Annotated in this window: 20 protein-coding genes and 1 riboswitch; of the genes, 17 read left to right on the top strand and 3 right to left on the bottom strand. The window is 49.1% G+C overall.

The features are described 5' to 3' along the window. The first annotated feature begins 105 nt into the window (after nucleotides 1-105). From AC4G47_RS23035 to AC4G47_RS23015, 5 genes are all read left to right on the top strand, one after another. Nucleotides 106-978, top strand: coding sequence for an RNA polymerase sigma factor (locus AC4G47_RS23035; protein ID WP_491102895.1), 873 nt, complete (start codon nucleotides 106-108; stop codon nucleotides 976-978). An 18-nt stretch (nucleotides 979-996) separates the two neighbouring features. Continuing rightward, nucleotides 997-1,578 (top strand): ATP-dependent Clp endopeptidase proteolytic subunit ClpP, encoded by a 582-nt coding sequence (clpP, locus tag AC4G47_RS23030; protein WP_036610761.1) that lies wholly within the window; start codon nucleotides 997-999, stop codon nucleotides 1,576-1,578. A 225-nt stretch (nucleotides 1,579-1,803) separates the two neighbouring features. Then, nucleotides 1,804-2,178, top strand: a complete 375-nt coding sequence (locus AC4G47_RS23025; RefSeq protein WP_491106768.1) for a GntR family transcriptional regulator — start codon at nucleotides 1,804-1,806, stop codon at nucleotides 2,176-2,178. Between the two features lie 5 nt (nucleotides 2,179-2,183). Continuing rightward, the gene (locus AC4G47_RS23020; protein WP_491102893.1) at nucleotides 2,184-3,050 is read left to right on the top strand and encodes an ABC transporter ATP-binding protein; all 867 of its coding nucleotides are present in this window, start codon (nucleotides 2,184-2,186) and stop codon (nucleotides 3,048-3,050) included. After that, entirely contained in the window at nucleotides 3,043-3,669 is a 627-nt protein-coding gene (locus AC4G47_RS23015) for an ABC-2 transporter permease (RefSeq protein WP_491102892.1), read from the top strand. Before AC4G47_RS23020 ends, AC4G47_RS23015 begins: the two co-directional genes overlap by 8 nt. Before the next feature lie 133 nt (nucleotides 3,670-3,802). Here AC4G47_RS23015 and AC4G47_RS23010 read toward each other — a convergent pair whose 3' ends face one another. Next, complete coding sequence (locus AC4G47_RS23010; protein WP_491102890.1) at nucleotides 3,803-5,224, bottom strand: aminotransferase-like domain-containing protein; 1,422 nt, start codon at nucleotides 5,222-5,224, stop codon at nucleotides 3,803-3,805. 119 nt (nucleotides 5,225-5,343) lie between these two features. Between AC4G47_RS23010 and AC4G47_RS23005 the strand changes: the two genes are divergently transcribed. Continuing rightward, complete coding sequence (locus AC4G47_RS23005) at nucleotides 5,344-6,276, top strand: DMT family transporter (protein WP_491102889.1); 933 nt, start codon at nucleotides 5,344-5,346, stop codon at nucleotides 6,274-6,276. Between the two features lie 42 nt (nucleotides 6,277-6,318). Further along, complete coding sequence (locus tag AC4G47_RS23000) at nucleotides 6,319-6,630, top strand: hypothetical protein (protein WP_491102888.1); 312 nt, start codon at nucleotides 6,319-6,321, stop codon at nucleotides 6,628-6,630. Nucleotides 6,631-6,778: 148 nt separating this feature from the next. Here the strand turns inward: AC4G47_RS23000 and AC4G47_RS22995 are convergent, their stop codons facing one another. Together AC4G47_RS22995 and lplA are read right to left on the bottom strand one after the other, a co-directional pair. After that, the gene (locus AC4G47_RS22995; RefSeq protein ID WP_419891510.1) at nucleotides 6,779-7,582 is read right to left on the bottom strand and encodes a Cof-type HAD-IIB family hydrolase; all 804 of its coding nucleotides are present in this window, start codon (nucleotides 7,580-7,582) and stop codon (nucleotides 6,779-6,781) included. 243 nt (nucleotides 7,583-7,825) lie between these two features. Further along, the gene (gene lplA / locus AC4G47_RS22990; protein WP_491102886.1) at nucleotides 7,826-8,830 is read right to left on the bottom strand and encodes a lipoate--protein ligase; all 1,005 of its coding nucleotides are present in this window, start codon (nucleotides 8,828-8,830) and stop codon (nucleotides 7,826-7,828) included. Between the two features lie 219 nt (nucleotides 8,831-9,049). Here lplA and cobD point away from each other — a divergent pair, with 219 nt between their 5' ends. From cobD to cobS, 10 genes are all read left to right on the top strand, one after another. Continuing rightward, complete coding sequence (gene cobD, locus AC4G47_RS22985) at nucleotides 9,050-10,204, top strand: threonine-phosphate decarboxylase CobD (RefSeq protein ID WP_491102885.1); 1,155 nt, start codon at nucleotides 9,050-9,052, stop codon at nucleotides 10,202-10,204. Beyond that, the gene (locus tag AC4G47_RS22980; protein WP_491102884.1) at nucleotides 10,185-11,003 is read left to right on the top strand and encodes an adenosylcobinamide amidohydrolase; all 819 of its coding nucleotides are present in this window, start codon (nucleotides 10,185-10,187) and stop codon (nucleotides 11,001-11,003) included. The genes cobD and AC4G47_RS22980 overlap by 20 nt, the downstream gene beginning before the upstream one ends. Before the next feature lie 47 nt (nucleotides 11,004-11,050). Continuing rightward, complete coding sequence (gene cbiB, locus AC4G47_RS22975) at nucleotides 11,051-12,031, top strand: adenosylcobinamide-phosphate synthase CbiB (protein ID WP_491106767.1); 981 nt, start codon at nucleotides 11,051-11,053, stop codon at nucleotides 12,029-12,031. Next, entirely contained in the window at nucleotides 12,022-12,681 is a 660-nt protein-coding gene (locus tag AC4G47_RS22970) for a histidine phosphatase family protein (RefSeq protein WP_491102883.1), read from the top strand. The genes cbiB and AC4G47_RS22970 overlap by 10 nt, the downstream gene beginning before the upstream one ends. Before the next feature lie 139 nt (nucleotides 12,682-12,820). Continuing rightward, nucleotides 12,821-12,967: riboswitch (cobalamin riboswitch) on the top strand. A gap of 410 nt (nucleotides 12,968-13,377) precedes the next feature. Further along, nucleotides 13,378-14,376, top strand: coding sequence for an ABC transporter substrate-binding protein (locus AC4G47_RS22965; RefSeq protein ID WP_491102882.1), 999 nt, complete (start codon nucleotides 13,378-13,380; stop codon nucleotides 14,374-14,376). Continuing rightward, nucleotides 14,373-15,419 (top strand): FecCD family ABC transporter permease, encoded by a 1,047-nt coding sequence (locus AC4G47_RS22960; RefSeq protein ID WP_336759578.1) that lies wholly within the window; start codon nucleotides 14,373-14,375, stop codon nucleotides 15,417-15,419. The genes AC4G47_RS22965 and AC4G47_RS22960 overlap by 4 nt, the downstream gene beginning before the upstream one ends. Beyond that, nucleotides 15,416-16,219, top strand: a complete 804-nt coding sequence (locus tag AC4G47_RS22955; protein ID WP_491102880.1) for an ABC transporter ATP-binding protein — start codon at nucleotides 15,416-15,418, stop codon at nucleotides 16,217-16,219. Before AC4G47_RS22960 ends, AC4G47_RS22955 begins: the two co-directional genes overlap by 4 nt. Before the next feature lie 45 nt (nucleotides 16,220-16,264). Then, nucleotides 16,265-17,422, top strand: coding sequence for a nicotinate-nucleotide--dimethylbenzimidazole phosphoribosyltransferase (gene cobT / locus AC4G47_RS22950; protein ID WP_491106766.1), 1,158 nt, complete (start codon nucleotides 16,265-16,267; stop codon nucleotides 17,420-17,422). After that, nucleotides 17,419-17,976, top strand: a complete 558-nt coding sequence (gene cobU, locus AC4G47_RS22945; RefSeq protein ID WP_491102879.1) for a bifunctional adenosylcobinamide kinase/adenosylcobinamide-phosphate guanylyltransferase — start codon at nucleotides 17,419-17,421, stop codon at nucleotides 17,974-17,976. The genes cobT and cobU overlap by 4 nt, the downstream gene beginning before the upstream one ends. Beyond that, the gene (gene cobS / locus AC4G47_RS22940; protein ID WP_491102877.1) at nucleotides 17,973-18,857 is read left to right on the top strand and encodes an adenosylcobinamide-GDP ribazoletransferase; all 885 of its coding nucleotides are present in this window, start codon (nucleotides 17,973-17,975) and stop codon (nucleotides 18,855-18,857) included. The genes cobU and cobS overlap by 4 nt, the downstream gene beginning before the upstream one ends. Nucleotides 18,858-18,895 lie beyond the last annotated feature (38 nt).

Below are 18,895 nucleotides of genomic sequence, written 5' to 3'. Positions count from 1 at the left end.
GCGTAACAAAAATAAATTGAGAAGAGCGTATCCTTTACAAGGGGTTCTTCGTTTACATAGTGTAAGTCAAAATCAATCAGGAACCAGCAAAGGGGGGCCCCCAAGATGGCCTTTGTGAAGTCCGTGGATTGCAGAATCAACAGACCACATGATGATGGTAAAAAAGATAAATCCAATATTGAATCCGGTGGCAACGCTGGACAAAATCAATTGAACCGAAGCATCCATGCCGTATTACCCGACCTGATGGGTTCGTTGTATGCGTACTGTTTATCTTTGACGAAATCAGTTCCAGAGACAGAAGATCTGGTTCAGGAGACCTGTCTCAAAGTGTTGTCGTCGAGTGTAGTTGGAACTTCCGGGATGAATAAAGATATAAACTGGGAAGCTTATCTGATCCGTATTGCGCGCAACAGCTGGATCGATATCTTACGCCAGCGTGAGAGATTGGCCTATAAACTGGACAGCTTGAAGCCACTCCTGCACGAAATAGAGGAAGAAAGGCAATTCGAGGAATTGGAATCTGCCGTTCAACTCCTAATAGATGAGCTACCACCGTGGCAGCGAGCGATATATGTATTACGTGAATTAATGGGTTACAAGGCGGCAGAGACTGCGGAAATGTTGGATACGACAGAAGGCGCAGTGAAAGCAGCGTTAAGTCGAGCCCGCTCTGCCATAGCCGAAGTGAGGCGCAAGTTGGAACAATCGGACACTGAATTGCAGTATGAAGAAGGCACAGTGGCAAACAATCGGGAGGAACTGCGCAGCTATCTGCTGGCATTTCGTAATGGTGATACAGCTCGAATCATTGATCTGTGCCTGAATCAGACCGATGATCCAATGGCTGTGGCGGGTACGATTTTGCAGCAGGCTTTGCCGTCTCCATCCATGCAGCCAATGATGTACGGGTACTCCACTTCTGGAACGAATTCGATGTCGTATGGAGGAGGATACACGGTCACCATGGTTGCCTAAACCGAGGAGGCGACACACATGAATGTAGTGCCATATGTAGTGGAACAGACAGCTCGCGGAGAGCGGAGCTATGATATTTATTCACGTTTGCTCAAGGACCGGATCATTATGGTGTCCGGGGAGATCGAGGATCAAATGGCGAATGCCATTGTGGCCCAGTTGTTGTTTTTGACTGCAGAGGACCCGGAGAAGGATATTCAGATGTACATTAACAGTCCTGGTGGATCGGTGACTGCGGGATTCTCGATCTATGACACGATGCAATTTGTGAAGCCGGACATCTCTACGATCTGTACAGGTATGGCGGCGAGCTTTGGCACGATCTTGCTGGTGGGTGGAACAAAAGGCAAGCGTATGGCGCTGCCGAACAGTGAGATCATGATCCATCAGCCGCATGGCGGTACGCGAGGGCAGGCGTCGGATATGTTGATTCATGCTAACCGCATCATTCAACACCGTCAACGTCTTAACAAGCTGTTAGCCGACCATACAGGACAGTCGATTGAGCGGATTGAGAAAGACTCGGATCGAGACTATTTCCTGACTGCTGCTGAAGCAGTCGAATATGGATTGGTGGATAAGGTAATATCCAGCACATAATATTAGCCCGGGAGATCATGTGACTTTTCGGGCTTGATTAATCAAGAGGACGAACAGGAAACTGACGTCCTCTTTTTGTCGTCCAGGCTAGATAGCCCGTGTCTATGGATCGAATCAGAATGGGAATAATGTGAAAAAGATTGACCATAGGTAGGTATAGTGTGTATATTATATATATACACTATACCTACTGAAAATGATGTAACATCAATGAGGTGAGGAAAGATTAACATTTTAATATCCAACGCATCGAGTGATCCGATCTACATGCAGATTTTAACCCAGATCAGACAGAGCATTTTGAGCGGAGAATTGGTCGCTGGAGATAGCCTCCCCTCCATTCGTCAGCTTGCCAAGGATCTGCAGGTCAGTGTCATTACAACCAAGCGTGTCTATGAAGAACTGGAGAAAGAGAAACTGATCGATTCAGTTGTAGGCAAAGGGAGTTTCGTATCCGGAGCCAATCAGGACTTTATTCGGGAGCGGCGGATGAAACAATTGGAAGAGAAGATGCTCGAAGTGATTCGTGAGGGCAAAGAACTGGGCATGAGTTCACAGGATGTAATCCATCATCTTACATTGTTGGTTGAGGAGGAATAAGCATAATGAACGCTATTGAGTTACGTAATGTAACCAAAACGTATCCTTTATTTAAAGTAGATAATGTATCTCTGGATGTGAAAAAAGGATATATCACGGGACTTATTGGTCCGAATGGGGCGGGAAAGAGTACTCTGATCAAAATGATCACGGGTCTGATCCATCCCGATAAAGGGAACCTCAAAACATTGGGCAGCGAGATGCCCAATCAGGAAGTTGATATCAAGCAACGCCTCGGCATTGTGTCCGATGAATGTTTTTACTATGAGCATCTAACGATCCGTGAGATGACACAAATGATCGCTCCTTTTTACACCAAATGGGACAATAAAGCGTTCAATGACTACTTGGATCAGTTCGAACTGTCTCCCAAAAAGAAAATCCAGGATCTGTCCAAAGGCATGAAGATCAAATATTCTCTCGCCGTAGCTTTGTCGCATGAAGCGGATCTGCTGATTATGGATGAACCGACATCTGGACTTGATCCTGTGTTTAGGCGGGAACTGCTCGATCTGCTTGCAGATATGATACAGGACGAAACAAGGACCATTATTTTCTCGACGCATATTACGACAGATCTGGAACGTATTGCAGACTATATTACGTTTATTCATCAAGGAAAACTGGTGTTCAACGAGGCGAAAGACGATGTGCTGGAAAGGTATACGATTGTAAAAGGGGATATGGAGCTGCTTGATTCTGACATTCGGAAACATTTCATCGGAATACGTGAGACAGCCGTTGGTTTTGAAGCCTTGTCGGATCATAAGGCTGAGGCCGAACGGTTATTTGGCAGGTTTGCTCTTTTACAAAGACCTACGTTGGAAGACCTCATTTATTTTACGGCGAAGGGAGGACGCAAATATGCTTAACCTACTTCGTAAAGACTTCATTGTACTGAAAAGTTCACTGTGGATCATTGCATTATACCTGGTGGTATTCAGTCTCGCATTCATACCGCAGAGTGAAATGTCGATGTATTTTGTAGGCATCTATACTGCATTTGGTTCCATCATTATGGCAACCATGATTGATATCAAGAACCATAATCATAATTTTCTGGTCACGCTCCCCGTTAGCCGCAAACAGATTGTAAAAGCAAAGTACTTGTCTGCCATAGTCTATGCGCTATTCGGCGTGCTCGCATCGTACGGAATTCACGAGCTTGTGAACCTGAATTATCCTGAACTGAACAAGCCGAATTATTCACTTAGGGATATTGTCATTTCCATAGGCATGGTGCTTGCGTTAGTTTCCATATACATGCCTCTTTTCTACGGACTTAGCAAAAAAGGAGCTGGTATCATCAATGCGATATTCATGGTCTGCATGATTATTTTGGCGCAACCCGTTGCGTACTTCATGAGTATGGCCAACGAGAACGGCATAATTACGACGACGACAATGACGTTGGTTTCCGTAGGCATTATAGGTTTGTTTTTTGTGTCCTATCTCATTACCATTCGCTTGTTTGCAAGAAAAGACCTTTGAGCAGAGAGCGGGTGCAGTTAGAGCGTATAAGCAGTAAAGTCGCCACAAGGCGACTTTTTTTGATGTAGCAGGGTGAGAGGGCAATTGCACTTGATATTCTTTGGAGTGACGTCAGTTCCAGGGAATCCAAACGTTACATTTCTTTTGCCAGCGTAATGAGCCTGCTCATGCCTTCCCGAATCTGCTGCTCATGCGCATAAGAGAAGGACAAACGCAGCTTGCGGCTAGATGAATCATCCGAAGAATCGAATACGGTTCCGGGTACAAAGGCAACGGATTGCTCCATGCATCGGTGAAGCAGTCTTCCGGTATCCACGCCCTCGGGAAGCTCCGCCCAAAAGTTGAGTCCGCCCTCGGGTCTGGTCCACGTCCAGTCCGTTTCCAGCAGACATTGTTCCATCACTTCCATCCGTAGCTGGATGGCGGTCCGTAGCTTGGACAGATGCTGATGCATGCGTTCTGACTGAAAATAACGGAGAAAAAGCTTCTGGTTCAGAAGGGGCGATCCGTTATCTGTCAGTGATTTTACAGCCTGTAGTCCTGGCATGAATCGCTGGCGGCATATGATGGCTGCAATCCGCAGCCCGGGTGCAACATACTTGCTGTAACTGCGAATGTACAGAGTGTGTCCGGTGGTGTCATAGGTGAAAATCGGTGCAGGGGGTTTCTCCTTAAAATAGATATCGTAGGTACTGTCGTCTTCGAGCAGAAAACAACCATACTGTTCTGCAAGTTCCGGTAACTGCTTGCGCTGTTCTACTGGAACGTTAACGCCGGTTGGATTATGAAAAGTTGGCGTCGTGTAGAATAAGCGTGGTTTCTCCGATTTCATCAGATGCTCAATCTGCTCCAGATCATACCCGTCCGAGTGAATATCCGTAAAGATCAGACGAGCACCTTGTTTACGAAAAATTTCCATTGCAGGCCCATACGTGGGCCTATCCATCAGAACTCGATCACCGGGTTTGACCAAGCTGCGGGAGATCACATCAATGGCCTGCTGGGCCCCCGAAGTAATGAGCACTTCGTCTGCGGAGAGATAGAAGCGTTCTTTTTTCGTTAGATGGCTTGCCAGCGCATTTCGCAATTCCAGATCTCCCTGAATCGTGGAATACGTTCCGAGCAAACGGGGATATTGATCCAGCAGATCACGCATCAGTTCTCCCCAATACCGGTTGGGCAGCAGATAGGGATCGATTAACGATTTGGAAAATTGGTATTCTGCTTCTAGAGACTGTACCCGCGCTAGTGAATCCCAATGCAGCCAAGCAGACACAGCAGGATCATCCGCCCGATCTGTTACAGAGAATGGGGTCGCTGGACTGACATAATAGCCAGACTTATCCTTTACATACACATTTCCGCGTTCCTTTAACTCCTGATATGCTTTGAAAACGGTGAGACGATGTACCCCGAGTAGCTCGGACAGGCTTCGTACAGATGGCAGTTTTTCATGTTCAGCCCACTCTCCCGCTTCTATACGAACAACGAGATAATGGATGACTTGCTCATATAGTTTCAGGCTGTTATCTGTCATCATCATGGTTTTGCCCACCCGGCTCACGCTCCTTTTGAACTCTATTGTAACAGCAAAGGAAGATAACTGTTCTGTTTTGTTCATTCTGTTCTGTAGACAGTGCTATATGATGGAGAACAGATGAAGGAGGGGCTAGCATGGTTGGGATCGCATTTACCGTAATGTGTCTTATATTTGGAACAACGTTTCTGGCAATTAAAATTGGAGTGGAGGCAGGCATGCCGCCTTTTCTGTCCGCTGGACTCCGTTTTATCGTTGCAGGGGCTTTGATGTTTGCATGGATGTGGATGAAGGGGAAGGTCAATATTTCCCTGCTATGGCGTAAAGAAATGCTCATTACAGGTGCAGGACTGACGTTTGGTACATTTGCGACCTTATATTGGGCTGAACAATATGTGAGTTCGGGCGTTGGTGCGATTTTATCAGCCACAGGTCCACTCATGATTATGCTGATGCAGACAGCTTTGTTGCGACAAAAAACATCTGCACGCATGATTATTGGATGTCTGATCGGCTTTGCCGGAGTGGTACTTGTCGTTCTGCCGGGTGTGTCCATTGGTGGAAGTCCACTATGGCTATGGGGCTGTATTGCCGTTCTGGTGGGAGAAGTGTGTTATTCAGCAGGCGCACTATACTCCAAGAAGGTTATTAATCAGTTCAAAGAAGCGAATCCCGTAGCGATTAACGCAGTACAGATGATGTATGGAGGACTGTTGTTAACCTTGCTCTCAGCGGTGACAGAATCCTGGAATATGTCCGCTCTGGATTGGGTGCCTGCTGTCTCGTCCGTGATTTATTTGACGGTAGTTGGCTCGATGGTTGGTCACAGCCTGTTCTACTGGATCATGTCTCGCACGAATCCGCTGTTCCCGGCGACATGGCTGTACATCTCCCCGCCGATTGCGGTTGGTCTGGGTGCCGTTGTCTATAATGAACATGTCAGCTGGATTACGTGGATCGGTGTGGCACTGGTCGTTACAGGTCTGCTCGCGATGAATGAAAAAGTGATGGGGTGGATAGTAAAAGAAGGCGCTCTAATCCATTGGTCCAAACTTCCAAACCTGTGGTAAAATAGGTGACATGTAACTCTATACAGGAATGAGGAAGGAACCATGGATAACAGACAAAAACTTGGAGCAATGTTGTTATTTGCAGGTATTCTACTGTATGGTGCAATCCATATTGCGACCGTTATACATATCCCAAACGTAATGGTTTGGTCTGATACGTGGGGGCAGTATTTTGCAGCCGTGTCTGAGACTCATGGCTGGGTTGGTTATGTGCTGGCCATCCTGTTATTTCTCGTGGGGGCGTTGCTGTTGTTGACTGTTTTCGTTTCTGGTATTTCCAAGGGGAATATGATGCAAGAGATAAGGGAACGAGATCAGGAATTTGAAGAGAAGTACAGAAATAGAAAAGACTAGGCGAATGTGAATGCAAAATAGTATTGGGTGGCATATTGATTGGTTTGAAAATAAGAACAGCCCTGCACAAGGAGTTAACGTTGTGCAGGGCTGTTGTTTTTGTGTTTTGATCAAAACACATTTTGTGCGAAAATGCTTCGCTTGAACCTTACTCTGCGTTCAATACAAACTTCTCGATAACCTCTTTCACGCCATCTTCGTTATTGCTCGCCGTAATGTAATCAGCCAGCTCTTTAAGGGCAGGGATCGCATTGCCCATGGCTACGCCAAGTCCTGCAACCTCCAGCATCTCATGGTCATTCCATGAGTCGCCAATGGCAATGCACTCGCTCAACTGGTGACCAAAGTGGTCAGCGAGGAATGTAAGGGCGTGGCCTTTAGTTCCTTCATTATGCATGATCTCCAGGAAATAAGGCTTGGACTTCGTAATATGCACTTGTGGTCCAAGCAATTCACGCAGGTCAATGGCAACCTTATCCAAGTAGTCAGGCTCATCGATGATAAGCAGCTTAGGAGTTTTCTGTTCAATTACTTTGATGAAATCAGATTCAATATAATATTGTGTGCCGTTCAATTTGGCATAATCACGCAGTTTGTCATTTTCTTCACGAGCATACAACTTGTCATCAATGTACGTTTGAAGGTGGAGATTATTCTCCAGGCAATAGTCGTACAGTTTGCGGGAAGCCTCCTGTGGAACGTAACGCTCATAGAGTACTTTTTCGTCCAGCAAGTTTTTCACCAATGCACCTTGATACGTAATGATCGGCACGTTAAGACCAGTTTGACGAGCCAGTGCTTGTGCAGAAGCATAAGCACGTCCAGTCGCCAGCGTTACAGTTACACCATGGGCAACCGCTTGTTCCAGTGCAGTCTGCGTAGCAGGGGTAACTTCCTTGTTGTCGTTGATCAGAGTGTCATCAATATCGATTGCAATTAATTTGTAGGTCATCTGTGTATCTCTCCTTTTTATCTGTATCTATACTAACGAACCAAAAAATAAGTTTTACACGAGGCCACTCCGAATACAGATTCATCTTTCGATCGCTGTTATCCCCGGATTTTTTTGATTCCATTCCCCCAAGGGGGAAATCCGTTGATAAAGGCGAACGCTTCGCTTCTCCCGATGAATTCTGTCTTCTCCGTTAACGTGTAAAGTTAGACTTCGTTCTAAAATTATGCTTACATCTAAAACCTACTCCTCCAGGAAAACAAGGCCGATAAAGTCTTCCAGCTCCAGGTTGCCGAAGTAGTGTTTTACATCCAGGCCCTCAAGTGCAGTCCGCACCTCGGATTCCTCATAACGCTTGCCGCGCAGCATATCTTCGATATCCGCCACATCGCCTACACCGAAGAAGTCGCCGAAGATTTTGATATCTTCAATTCGTCCATCCTTGATGTTCATGCGCAGGTCAATAATGCCGACAGGGAATTTGCGGGTATGCTTCACATTACTTTCTGGAGACAGACCATAGTTCCAGTCCCAGTTGCTATAACGCTCGGCAGAGATTTCCTTGATTTTGTCCCAGTCTTTCTCTGTGAGTGTATATTGCGGGACGTCTTGCGGCTCCATCCGGAAAATGTGACGCAACAGCTCATCGCGGAATTGCTCAATCGTCAGGTTACTGTCGATCAGGTCACGAATGTTGGCGACCCGGCTGCGCACGGATTTGGTACTTTTGGATTTGAATTTCTCGGGATTCACGTTCAGGGATGCCTGTACATGATCCAGATTCAGGTTAAACATCAATGTTCCGTGACTGAACATGCGTCCGCGGGTGGAGAACTGGGCATTGCCCGAAATTTTCTTTTCTCCCACTTGCAGATCGTTACGCCCGGTTAGTTCGGCATCAACCCCAAGTTCCTGCAAGGCTTCAACCACAGGCTGAGTGAATTTGCGGAAGTTGTGGAAGGATTGACCGTCATCGGCTGTAATAAAACTAAAATTCAGGTTGCCGAGGTCGTGATATACTGCTCCGCCTCCCGAGAGACGACGGACAACCTGTACACCGTTATCCTGAACATATTCGATGTTAATCTCTTCAATGGTATTCTGGTGCTTTCCGATAATAATGGACGGGCGATTGATATAGAACAGCAGGTAGCTGTCATCCTCCATCGGCAGATGCTTCAGAATATACTCCTCAATCGCGAGGTTTACAGACGGATCTGTAATGCCCTGGTTATCAACAAACAGCATGGTCATTCCTCCATTAATATATGTGAGGGATTAAGATCCCTTATGTAGTGATGCTGTACAGACTGAAATTCCTTCTCTATTGTAAACGAATTGTGGATGGGACACAAAGGAATTAGGACAAGTTTGCCGGGATTGGAAGGAACACACCTAAAACGGGATTGACCCGTACCTCCCACGCCATCCATAATAAAAAGGACATGTAGAAAGGGTGACGGAAGAATGACCGGTTATATCGAAGTTTTCGGACATGGCGGTGACGTGGAGACGGCCGCATCCCGGTTTGGAGGCAATGCTGCAGATTTTCTCGACTTTAGCGCAAATATCAATCCATTGGGCCCGCCAAGGGAAGTCTTGGAGGCTTTGGAGCAAGGATTGCAGTCGGTGCTTCGTTATCCTGATCCGGGTCATCGTGGGTTCAAATCATTACTCAGTGAACGTTTGGGTGTGCCACAGGACCATATTTCGGTGGGCAATGGCGCTGCCGAAAGCATGGCGCTGATCTTGCTCGGACTTACTCCGCAGAAGGTCGGCACAGTGGAACCCGGATTTTCGGAATATCGTTCTTTAGCGCGACAATTCGGTGCGGAAGTCCAGCATGTGGAGGGACGTGAGGAGCTGGAGTGGCGTGCTGAACCTGAGGACATTGAACGACTGATGGAACAGGTAGACCTGCTGTTTCTCGGTCAGCCGAACAATCCGAATGGCGTACAGTATCCGGTGGAGGTACTGCATCGTCTTGCCCGCAAAGCAGAGAAAACAGGTACTGTTCTGGTCATCGATGAGGCGTTTATGGATTTCATACCTGAATCAAGGCGACAATCCCTTGCACCCAGATTGGACGAATATCCACAGGTGATCATCATCCGATCGATGACGAAGTTTTATGCCATTCCGGGTCTGCGTCTGGGGTATGCCTTGGGACGTCCAGAATGGATTCGTGCCATGACGGAGAAACAAGTGACCTGGAGTGTGAATGGATTGGCGTTGATTGCAGGTGAAGCCTGTCTGCGCAGCGGAGAACGATTCGAACAGGACACGCTGGCGCAGATCGCACGGGAACGGGTGTGTTTAACGAAAGGCTTGGAATCATATGGTTGTGTGGTAACGCCGGGAGAAGCCAATTTTATTCTGATACAGCTGCCTAAGCCCTGGACAGCAGCATCCATGCAGGCGGCTTTGGGTAAGCGTGGGATTTTGATCCGTAGCTGTGCCATGTATCCAGGACTTGGTGAGCGACATGTTCGCTTGGCAGTAAAGGATGCAGAAGCCAACGAGCGCTTACTCGAAGTGTTAGGAAGTGTAATGGAGCACCCACACCACAAGCGACACATGATCGGAGCAGGGGGAACGTGCGATGACACTGGCATTTTATAATTACTACAAGAATGCAGAGGCAGACGAGAACGAATATCGTTCCTCTTCATGGCCCGGGTTGAAGATTACTGCACACGATCAACATATCAGAGCTGCGAGTCCTTCTGTTGCAAGTGCACTTTCCAGTGCGGTGTATGGCGGCGGGATGCTCGAACTGGATCGGATATTTAACATCTATGTGGATCGGCATTATCGCTGTGATGATCCTCCCCGTGATATCGAACGTTCTCTGAATGAATGGCAGGAGAAGCTTGATCAATGTGCGGGACTGTTGACAGCGGTTAGACTGGAGCATACCTCTATTCAGGAATACGCCAGTGAGGAATTCGGAGTTCTGTGTTGTACAACAGCCGGGGTGTCCAATGCTGCACGGGCAGGTTCCGTAAGAACCGTATTTGATACGGAGGGAAACGAGACTGTTGCTGTAACACCTTTAAAATCAACCACCCAATCTCAATTCATGAAGCCCTACATCCCGGGCACGATTAATGTCATGTTATGGTTGAATGGACGCATGACATCGGGAGCGATGGTGAATGCGATCCAGACTGCGGTAGAAGCCAAAGCAGCGGCACTGGCTGATTTCGGTGTTGCGGACTCGGAGAACGGGCTGCTGGCCACTGGAACGACAACGGATGCTATTGTACTTGCGGTGAGTCAGTTGGACGAGCAAAAGCCGCTAATTGCTTACGCAGGAACGGCGACGGTTGTTGGTGCGGCCATTGGCAGGTTGGTCTATGACACGATCACGGAAAGCCTGCAAGCTGGGCAGCAGTGGAAAGAAAGGAACAGGGTGTAATGACATTTCAGATTGAAGAACTGGTCTCCTGGCCGTTCTGGACGGGAATGGTGGGTGCCTGGATTATTATAGGGGCATACATACTTGATCGTTGCATCGGTGATCCACGCTGGATTCCTCATCCGGTGATCGGCATGGGGAAAGCGATCTCTGCGCTAGAGCGTAACATTCGCTCCCGTGTGAGCACGGATTCCGGGCTGAAGAGCGCCGGTCTATTATTTCCGCTGCTGATTGCGGGTGGGGCGTTTGTAATCACTTGGGCATTCGTATATGTGCTGGGTCTCATTCATCCCGTTGTAGCGGCAGTGGCTGAAATCGTGCTTATTGCGACCACAATTGCCTCCAAAGGCTTGAAGGATGCAGGCATGGAGGTATATCACCATCTGATTCAGAAGGATTGGCCTGCTGCAAGACGTTCACTTGGCATGATTGTTGGACGTGACACAGCTCACCTGAAGGAACCGGAGGTTGTGCGAGGAACGGTGGAGACGGTAGCCGAGAATATTGTGGACGCCATCGTGTCCCCTTTGTTCTATGCGTTAATTGGTGGCGCACCACTTGCGATGGCTTATCGTGCCGTGAATACATTGGATTCCATGGTTGGTTATAAAAATGAGAAGTATCTGCATCTCGGCTGGGCTTCCGCCCGTCTGGATGATTGGGCAAACTGGATTCCCGCAAGGCTTACCGCCATCCTGCTGATCGTGGGCGCGTGGGTCATGAAACTGGATGCCAAAGGCGCAGCACGTATGGTGAACCGGGATGCCAGATTGCATCCAAGTCCGAATAGTGGTTTTCCCGAATCGGCGGTGGCCGGAGCACTGGGGATCAGACTCGGGGGACACAACGTGTACCATGGCGTAGCTTCTTTTCGTGCCTATATGGGTGAGGCGACACGTCCTATGGCAGCAGAGGATATTGTACGAACGACACGTCTTATGTTCTGGTCGGCGGGTTCTTTTGTCGTTCTGTGTACATTGGTGACGCTGGGAATATGGCTTGCTGGAGGTACGCTGTTATGGAAGTAACTGTAGAGCAGAATGGATCACAGCAGCGAAATATTCTGTTTATACGTCATGGCACAACGGCGTGGAATGTGGAAAAAAAATATCTGGGGCATACCGATATCGCTTTGCTGCCGGATGCAGAAAGAGAACTGGCTTCGCTACGCGAGCAATTAAGCAACGTCTCGTGGGATACGGTATATTGCAGTGATCTGCTCCGTTGTCAGCAAACGCTGGGACAGATCTGGCCTTATCCATTGGAGCAGGTCAAGCTGGACCCGCGCCTGCGAGAGGTTGATTTTGGTCAATGGGAAGGATTGACGTACGATCAACTCAAGGACAACCCACAGTACCGGGATTGGATCGATGCTCCACAGGACGTCACCCCGCCAGAAGGGGAGTCATGGCAGGCATTTACTGTGCGGATCGATTCATTTCTGCAAGAATGCTTATGGGCGGATTGTTCGTCGATGCAATCTCGTGAGGCTGACGTGCCAACGATTATTGTTGTTACGCACGGCGGTGTAATCCGGTATGCATTATCTCGTCTCATTGCCGATCTGGGATTCTGGGATACGCAGGTGATTCCGGGGCAAGCGATACAGGTACGGCTGGAACAACATGGAGATCAGTGGGTTGGCACGAGGGTGGCTTTTCCGGGAATCGGGTTGTAAGGATGTGCAATATAACCTATAATCACAACAGAAGTGTGACAGCACTGTAGTTTCGTGTGACAGGCAATAATGCCTGCACATGAATGCAGATTGCTCACTTGAATGGTTAATCCATATCAGCGACCAAGGGTCCCGCGTGCGTGCAGTAATGGTTCATGGCTCAATATAGTCATGGATGGCATACGGGTGAAATAGGGAAGCCGGTGCAAGTCCGGCACGGTCCCGCCACTGTAAATCAGGAACAATTCCTGTAAGTCAGGTTACCTGCCCTGGACGTTCAAACCGGTGTTCCTTCGAGGAAAGGACAGCGTTTCGGGCAGTTCTATGTGCATGCACAACCATACGTTGGACATGTACAGATCGCCATATGCGAGACGTCATCCCTAATCCTAGCGTAAGGATTAGGGATTTTTTATTGTTCATGTAAGATGAACCGAGACCAATTTTACACGAGGTCACTCCGATTGCAGTACCATTTTCCGATCGCTGTTATCCCCAGATTTTTTGATTCCCTTTTTGAAACGGAAAATCCGGTGATAAAGGCGAACACTTCGTTTCTTCAGATCGGTTCTGCAATCTCCGTTAGCGTGTAAATGTTGCAGTTCAAACCTTATAGAGGAACACCAAGGCAAGGGTAGTAAGAGTTCAAGCATGATGCAAGAAAATAGCACAAATAGAGAAGGGGAGAATAACAGAATGAATTTCAAGAATTGGAAAAGCGTAGCGTCACTGCTGAGTGCAGCCGCACTGGCACTGGCTTTGGCCGGATGTGGTAATGCAACAACAAACGAGGGCACAGGTACTTCACAGCAGCCGGCACAGGAGCAGTCCCAAGGCCAGGCGCAAACGGATCTCAAAACACAATATCCACTTACCGTTACCGATGCAACGGGTGAATCGTTCACATTTGACAAGGCACCAGCCAAAATTGTATCCGTGTCTCCAGCTGAAACCGAAACGCTATTCGCACTTGGATTGGACGAGCAGATTGTAGGGGTATCCGACTATGATGATTATCCGGAAGCCGCAACAACCAAAGCGAAAATGGGTGGCATAACCAAGCCAAATGAAGAGTCCATCATTGCGGCTGAAGCCGATATCGTATTCACAGGCATCTCCATGAGCGAAGATGCAGTGAAGAAGCTGCGCGAGCTGGGTATTACCATTTTCAAAACCGATCCAAAATCGATCGATGATGTAATGAACAATATCGAAACATTCGGTAAAATCATGGATCATCAAGAAAAAGCTCAGGAGCTCATCACCCAGATGAAACAGGATGTGACTGATGTAACTGAAGCGGTGAGTGCAGTTAAGCCGGAAGAGAAGAAAAATGTATATGTTGAGTTCTCTCCAGGTTGGTCGGTAGGTAAAGGTGAGTTCATGGACGAACTGATCACCGTAGCTGGAGGAACCAATATTGCTGCGGACAAAGAAGGCTGGTACCAGATCAATGAAGAAAATGTGATTGCCTCCAACCCGGATGTGATTCTGTATGCAAATGATGTCATTGATGAAAACTCCAAAACACTGGATCAGATCATTAAAGCTCGCAGTGGCTGGGATCAAATTACGGCTGTGAAGAACGATGCAGTCATTGGTCTCGATGCGAACCTGCTCAGTCGTCCGGGACCACGAGTAACCGAAGGTCTGAAAGAAGTAGCCAAAGCGATCTATCCTGACCTGTTCCAATGAGTAAAAAACTGGCCGTGTACGCATCGGCAGGGATCGCACTGCTTGTGTTAACCGTGCTCATCTGCACGGGCATCGGTTCGGTTTCCTTGCCTATTCGTGACATTGCGGGTATCCTGCTTCATCACTTGCCATGGGTGGGAGACTGGATCACGCCCGACTGGAGTGCAGCAGCCGAACAGATTATATGGAAAGTCAGATTCCCACGTGTACTGCTTGCCGTGCTCGTGGGCGCATCGCTGGCGATTGCCGGTGCGGGATTTCAGGGGGTTCTTCGGAACCCGCTGGCAGACCCGTTCACCCTGGGCGTATCATCCGGCGCTTCGGTGGGTGCAGCCTTCCTGATTTTCTTCGGATTGCAGTATGCACTGATCGGAATCTGGACGTTGCCACTGGTGGCGTTTTTGACGGGTGTACTAACATTATGGTTCGTCATGTCCTTGGCTCGTGAAGGACGCAAAATACCAACGCATAGCCTGATTCTGGCTGGTGTAGTGATGCAAAGTTTCTTGGGAGCGGTGGTTTCCTTCCTGTCGACGATGTCGAAACAGACCATTAATGAAATTATATACTGGACGATGGGAAGTCTGGCTCTGCGTGGGTGGTCGTATACGGCCATCCTTTTCCCGTATTTTCTGCTGGGCCTGATCTTTCTCTGGAGTCGGGCACGTTCCTTGAATGTCCTGGCGCTCGGAGAACGTCAAGCTGCACATATCGGGGTTGGCGTCGATCGGCTGAAGCTGTCCGTGCTTGCTGTGGGAACACTGCTTACCGCAGGAGCGGTCTCTGTATCCGGCGTTATTGGCTTCGTAGGACTGGTAATCCCGCATATCCTTCGGCTACTTGTTGGGCCTGACTATCGATTGCTGGTGCCTCTATCCGCTATTGGTGGGGCCATCTTCATGGTCTGGGCAGATACGATCGCCCGATCTTTACTGGCGCCGACCGAAATTCCGCTCGGTGTGGTGACGGCCTTTGTAGGTGCACCATTCTTCGCTTATCTGCTACACCGGAATAAGAAACTGCGGAAGGGGATGATGCCATGAGTGCTGGTTTGGGCGAAGCTCTAATCGCGGTTGCCGGGGCAGGTAAAATGTATGGCAGTCATCAAGCTCTGGACGGGGTGGACTGGGAAGTTACGGAGGGGGACTGGTGGGGTGTCGTCGGTCCAAACGGCAGTGGCAAGTCCACCCTGCTCCAGCTCCTTGCAGGGACGGAACAGTCAAGCGCAGGCAGTATACGTATTGATGGCCGTGATATTACCTCATACAGTCGGAAAGATCTGTCACGCATGATCGCCGTGTTACAACAGGATGGTCTGCCTGCAATTTCCTATCCTGTGAGGGATGTTGTGGAGATGGGGCGTTATCCATACCAGAATTGGCTTGGGCGAGAATCAGCAGATGGAGCGGCTGTGGTTGACCGGGTACTGGAGGAGCTGGGATTGACGGATATGGCTGAAAGGCCATTGGATGCACTAAGTGGAGGACAGCGACAACGGGTGGCACTTGCCAAGGTCATGGCTCAGGAGCCCAGGTTATTATTGCTGGATGAACCCACTACGTTTCTGGATATCAAATATCAATTGCAATTTATGGAGTTATTATCAACATGGCGGCAAAAGAACCAAATTACGATTGTGGCTGTGCTGCATGATCTGAATCTGGCTGCGCAGTTCTGCGATCACATTCTGGCGCTGCGAGAAGGCAAAGTGGTGGGGAATGGAACGCCACATACCTTGATGACCGAAGACAATATTCAGGACATCTTTCGCGTGAAACCTGCGATGGTGATTCATCCTGACAATGGAATACCTCAGCTCTTGCTGCGGCGGGAGAAGGAATGAATGAAGCGGGGCAACCCATATTTTGAAGAAGGAAGTGCTGGCTGTATGAATAATGAACAGGTGTTGGAACAGTTACTGGGTCGGATCGTGGCTCCTAATGAAGAAGTTGCGGCGGAAGCCTCCGCACATGTGGATGCATTGACGAAACCACCCGGCAGTCTGGGTAAGCTGGAACAGCTGGTTATTCGTCTTGCAGGAATCACTGGCAAGGCTCGTCCACATTTGGATCGCAGAGCCGTCATTGTCATGGCCGCAGATCACGGCGTGGTGGCGGAAGGTATCAGTGCTTTCCCTGCCGAGGTGACGCCGCAGATGGTCCTTAATTTCCTGGCTGGTGGGGCTGCAGTCAATGTACTTGCCCGTCACGCCGGAGCCGATGTAATCTGTGTGGATATCGGGGTTAATGCCGATCTGGAACATCCTGACCTGCTTTCCCGCAAAGTTCGTAAAGGTACGGCCAACATGGCCAAGGGTGCCGCAATGACTCGCGATGAAGCGATTCAAGCCATTCTTGCAGGGGTCGACGTCGTATCGGCAGAGGTGGCAAAGGGAACACAATTGTTCGTAACCGGGGAAATGGGGATTGGCAATACAACGGCAAGTGCAGCGGTGATGTGTGCATTAACAGGAATCGCACCAGCTTCCGCGGTTGGGCGAGGAACGGGTATTGATGATGCGGGATTGCGGCGTAAAGCCGCCGTGGTTAGCCAGGCGCTTAGTGTGAATTCCCCGAATAGGGAAGATGCACTGGACGTACTTTGCAAAGTGGGTGGCCTGGAGATTGCCGGACTGACGGGTGTGATTCTTGCTGCAGCTGCGAACGGATGTCCTGTTGTCGTGGATGGATTCATCTCCACTGCTGCCGCCTTGATTGCAAGACAGCTTGCTCCCGTGAGCACAGCCTATATGATTGCTTCCCATACCTCGCATGAAAGTGGACATGCAACCCTGCTTCGCGAACTTGACCTGAAACCGATGCTGGATCTGGATATGCGGCTGGGCGAAGGAACCGGAGGTGTGCTCAGTCTTCATCTGATTGATGCAGCCTGTCTCCTTTTGAACGAGATGGCAACTTTTGCAAGTGCAGGGGTATCCGATGGGACAAATAAGGCTTTGGATGCCGATGCGGGTGCACGTAAGAGTGATGTAGCGGATTCTGATGCTGCAGGTGCTTCGACAGTTCAAGGAGATGTCTCGCTATGAGTGTGTTGGTGACGGGTGGGGCGCGTAGTGGTAAAAGTTCATTTGCCGAGCGTCTCTGTATGCAGCGTTCCTCGGAGGCATGGTATGTGGCTACGGCTCAGGCGTATGATGACGAGATGCGCGAGCGTATAAGTCTGCACCAGAATCAGCGCGAGGCATCAGGTTATCTATGGCACACGTTGGAGGAACCACTCGCATTACCGGCACTCATTACACGCATGGGAGAAGACCATATGGGTAATTCTGCACCGACGATTCTGGTCGATTGTCTGACGCTCTGGTTGACCAATGTTTTGCTTGCACATGAACACGAAGAGCAGGTTTTGCAAGATCACATGGATGCACTGGTAGTAGCAATCAGATTGTACCCGGGTCTGCTTGTGCTTGTCACGAATGAAGTGGGCGATGGTATTGTACCAGAGTATGCGCTCGGCAGAAAATATCGGGATCTGGCAGGCATATTAAATCAGCGGATTGCAGCCATATGCCGTGAAGTGTTCCTGGTGACTGTAGGCATTGCGATTGAGCTGAAAAGCAAGGAGTATCGTTTATGACAGATCGCACTCATCAACGTAAACATGCGGCTGCGGCCGCTTTTCAATTTTTGTCCCGATTTCCGGTAAAAACGCAGATTGACTTCGTCCCGCCACTACTGCGGGAAAGTGTCGTGTATTATCCACTGGTGGGTGCAGCGATTGGACTATGCGTTTGGCTCGCAGGGGCCTTAACGGGTGCGGTACTTCCCGCCTTTCCCGCTGCCGTATTAACCTTAACATTATGGGTATGGCTCACTGGTGGCCTTCATCTGGATGGCTGGATGGATACGGCGGATGGATTGCTCAGCTATCGTACCCGTGAACGGATGCTGGAAATCATGAAGGACAGCCGTGTAGGGGCGATGGGCGTGATCGCCTGCGTCCTGCTGCTGATGATGAAAGCAGCCTTGATCGCAGATTTGATCGCACATGGTAACTGGATCTATGGTGCGCTGTTGATCCTGCCCATGATCTGGAGTCGCTGGTTCATGGTGTATGCCATCTCAGCCTGGCCGAATGCACGTGGAGATGACGGACTTGCAGTCTTATTCAAAGGATTGGGTGAGCGGAAGGAAGTCCAGCGTGCGCGCAGCTCTGCGGTCGGGCTGACCCTTCTTGCAGGTGTAATTACGTTTGCTGCTGTATGGATATTTCGGCCGGATATAGGCACCGCAGATGCCATGATGAGTAGCCTGGGAACATTGCCATGGTGGTTGTATCCTGTGTCAGCTGTTGTTGTTGTACCTTTTGCGTGTTACATCATTGGTAAATTCGTTGCTGCACGCATCAGTGAAAGGCTGGGCGGACTTACAGGAGACACGTACGGAGCGATGAATGAGCTGCTGGAAGCAGCTTTGCTCACGGTGCTGAGTGTGCTTCAGGGACTCTTTTGGCTATGAAAAACGCAAGGAATGAGTAAGGTGAGACATAACAGGAG

Source organism: Paenibacillus sp. Negev47 (genome assembly GCF_058313655.1).
The sequence above is the reverse complement of the archived record's forward strand: the minus strand, read 5'-3'. Positions and strand labels throughout refer to the sequence as shown.

Bases quoted from the DNA above. Each gene is read 5' to 3' on its own strand.
- AC4G47_RS23035 (WP_491102895.1), top strand. From the start codon at position 106: ATGGCCTTTGTGAAGTCCGTGGATTGCAGAATCAACAGACCACATGAT.
- clpP (WP_036610761.1), top strand. From the start codon at position 997: ATGAATGTAGTGCCATATGTAGTGGAACAGACAGCTCGCGGAGAGCGG.
- AC4G47_RS23020 (WP_491102893.1), top strand. From the start codon at position 2,184: ATGAACGCTATTGAGTTACGTAATGTAACCAAAACGTATCCTTTATTT.
- AC4G47_RS23015 (WP_491102892.1), top strand. From the start codon at position 3,043: ATGCTTAACCTACTTCGTAAAGACTTCATTGTACTGAAAAGTTCACTG.
- AC4G47_RS23005 (WP_491102889.1), top strand. From the start codon at position 5,344: ATGGTTGGGATCGCATTTACCGTAATGTGTCTTATATTTGGAACAACG.
- AC4G47_RS23000 (WP_491102888.1), top strand. From the start codon at position 6,319: ATGGATAACAGACAAAAACTTGGAGCAATGTTGTTATTTGCAGGTATT.
- AC4G47_RS22995 (WP_419891510.1), bottom strand. From the start codon at position 7,582: ATGACCTACAAATTAATTGCAATCGATATTGATGACACTCTGATCAAC.
- lplA (WP_491102886.1), bottom strand. From the start codon at position 8,830: ATGCTGTTTGTTGATAACCAGGGCATTACAGATCCGTCTGTAAACCTC.
- cobD (WP_491102885.1), top strand. From the start codon at position 9,050: ATGACCGGTTATATCGAAGTTTTCGGACATGGCGGTGACGTGGAGACG.
- AC4G47_RS22980 (WP_491102884.1), top strand. From the start codon at position 10,185: ATGACACTGGCATTTTATAATTACTACAAGAATGCAGAGGCAGACGAG.
- cbiB (WP_491106767.1), top strand. From the start codon at position 11,051: ATGGTGGGTGCCTGGATTATTATAGGGGCATACATACTTGATCGTTGC.
- AC4G47_RS22970 (WP_491102883.1), top strand. From the start codon at position 12,022: ATGGAAGTAACTGTAGAGCAGAATGGATCACAGCAGCGAAATATTCTG.
- AC4G47_RS22965 (WP_491102882.1), top strand. From the start codon at position 13,378: ATGAATTTCAAGAATTGGAAAAGCGTAGCGTCACTGCTGAGTGCAGCC.
- AC4G47_RS22960 (WP_336759578.1), top strand. From the start codon at position 14,373: ATGAGTAAAAAACTGGCCGTGTACGCATCGGCAGGGATCGCACTGCTT.
- AC4G47_RS22955 (WP_491102880.1), top strand. From the start codon at position 15,416: ATGAGTGCTGGTTTGGGCGAAGCTCTAATCGCGGTTGCCGGGGCAGGT.
- cobT (WP_491106766.1), top strand. From the start codon at position 16,265: ATGAATAATGAACAGGTGTTGGAACAGTTACTGGGTCGGATCGTGGCT.
- cobU (WP_491102879.1), top strand. From the start codon at position 17,419: ATGAGTGTGTTGGTGACGGGTGGGGCGCGTAGTGGTAAAAGTTCATTT.
- cobS (WP_491102877.1), top strand. From the start codon at position 17,973: ATGACAGATCGCACTCATCAACGTAAACATGCGGCTGCGGCCGCTTTT.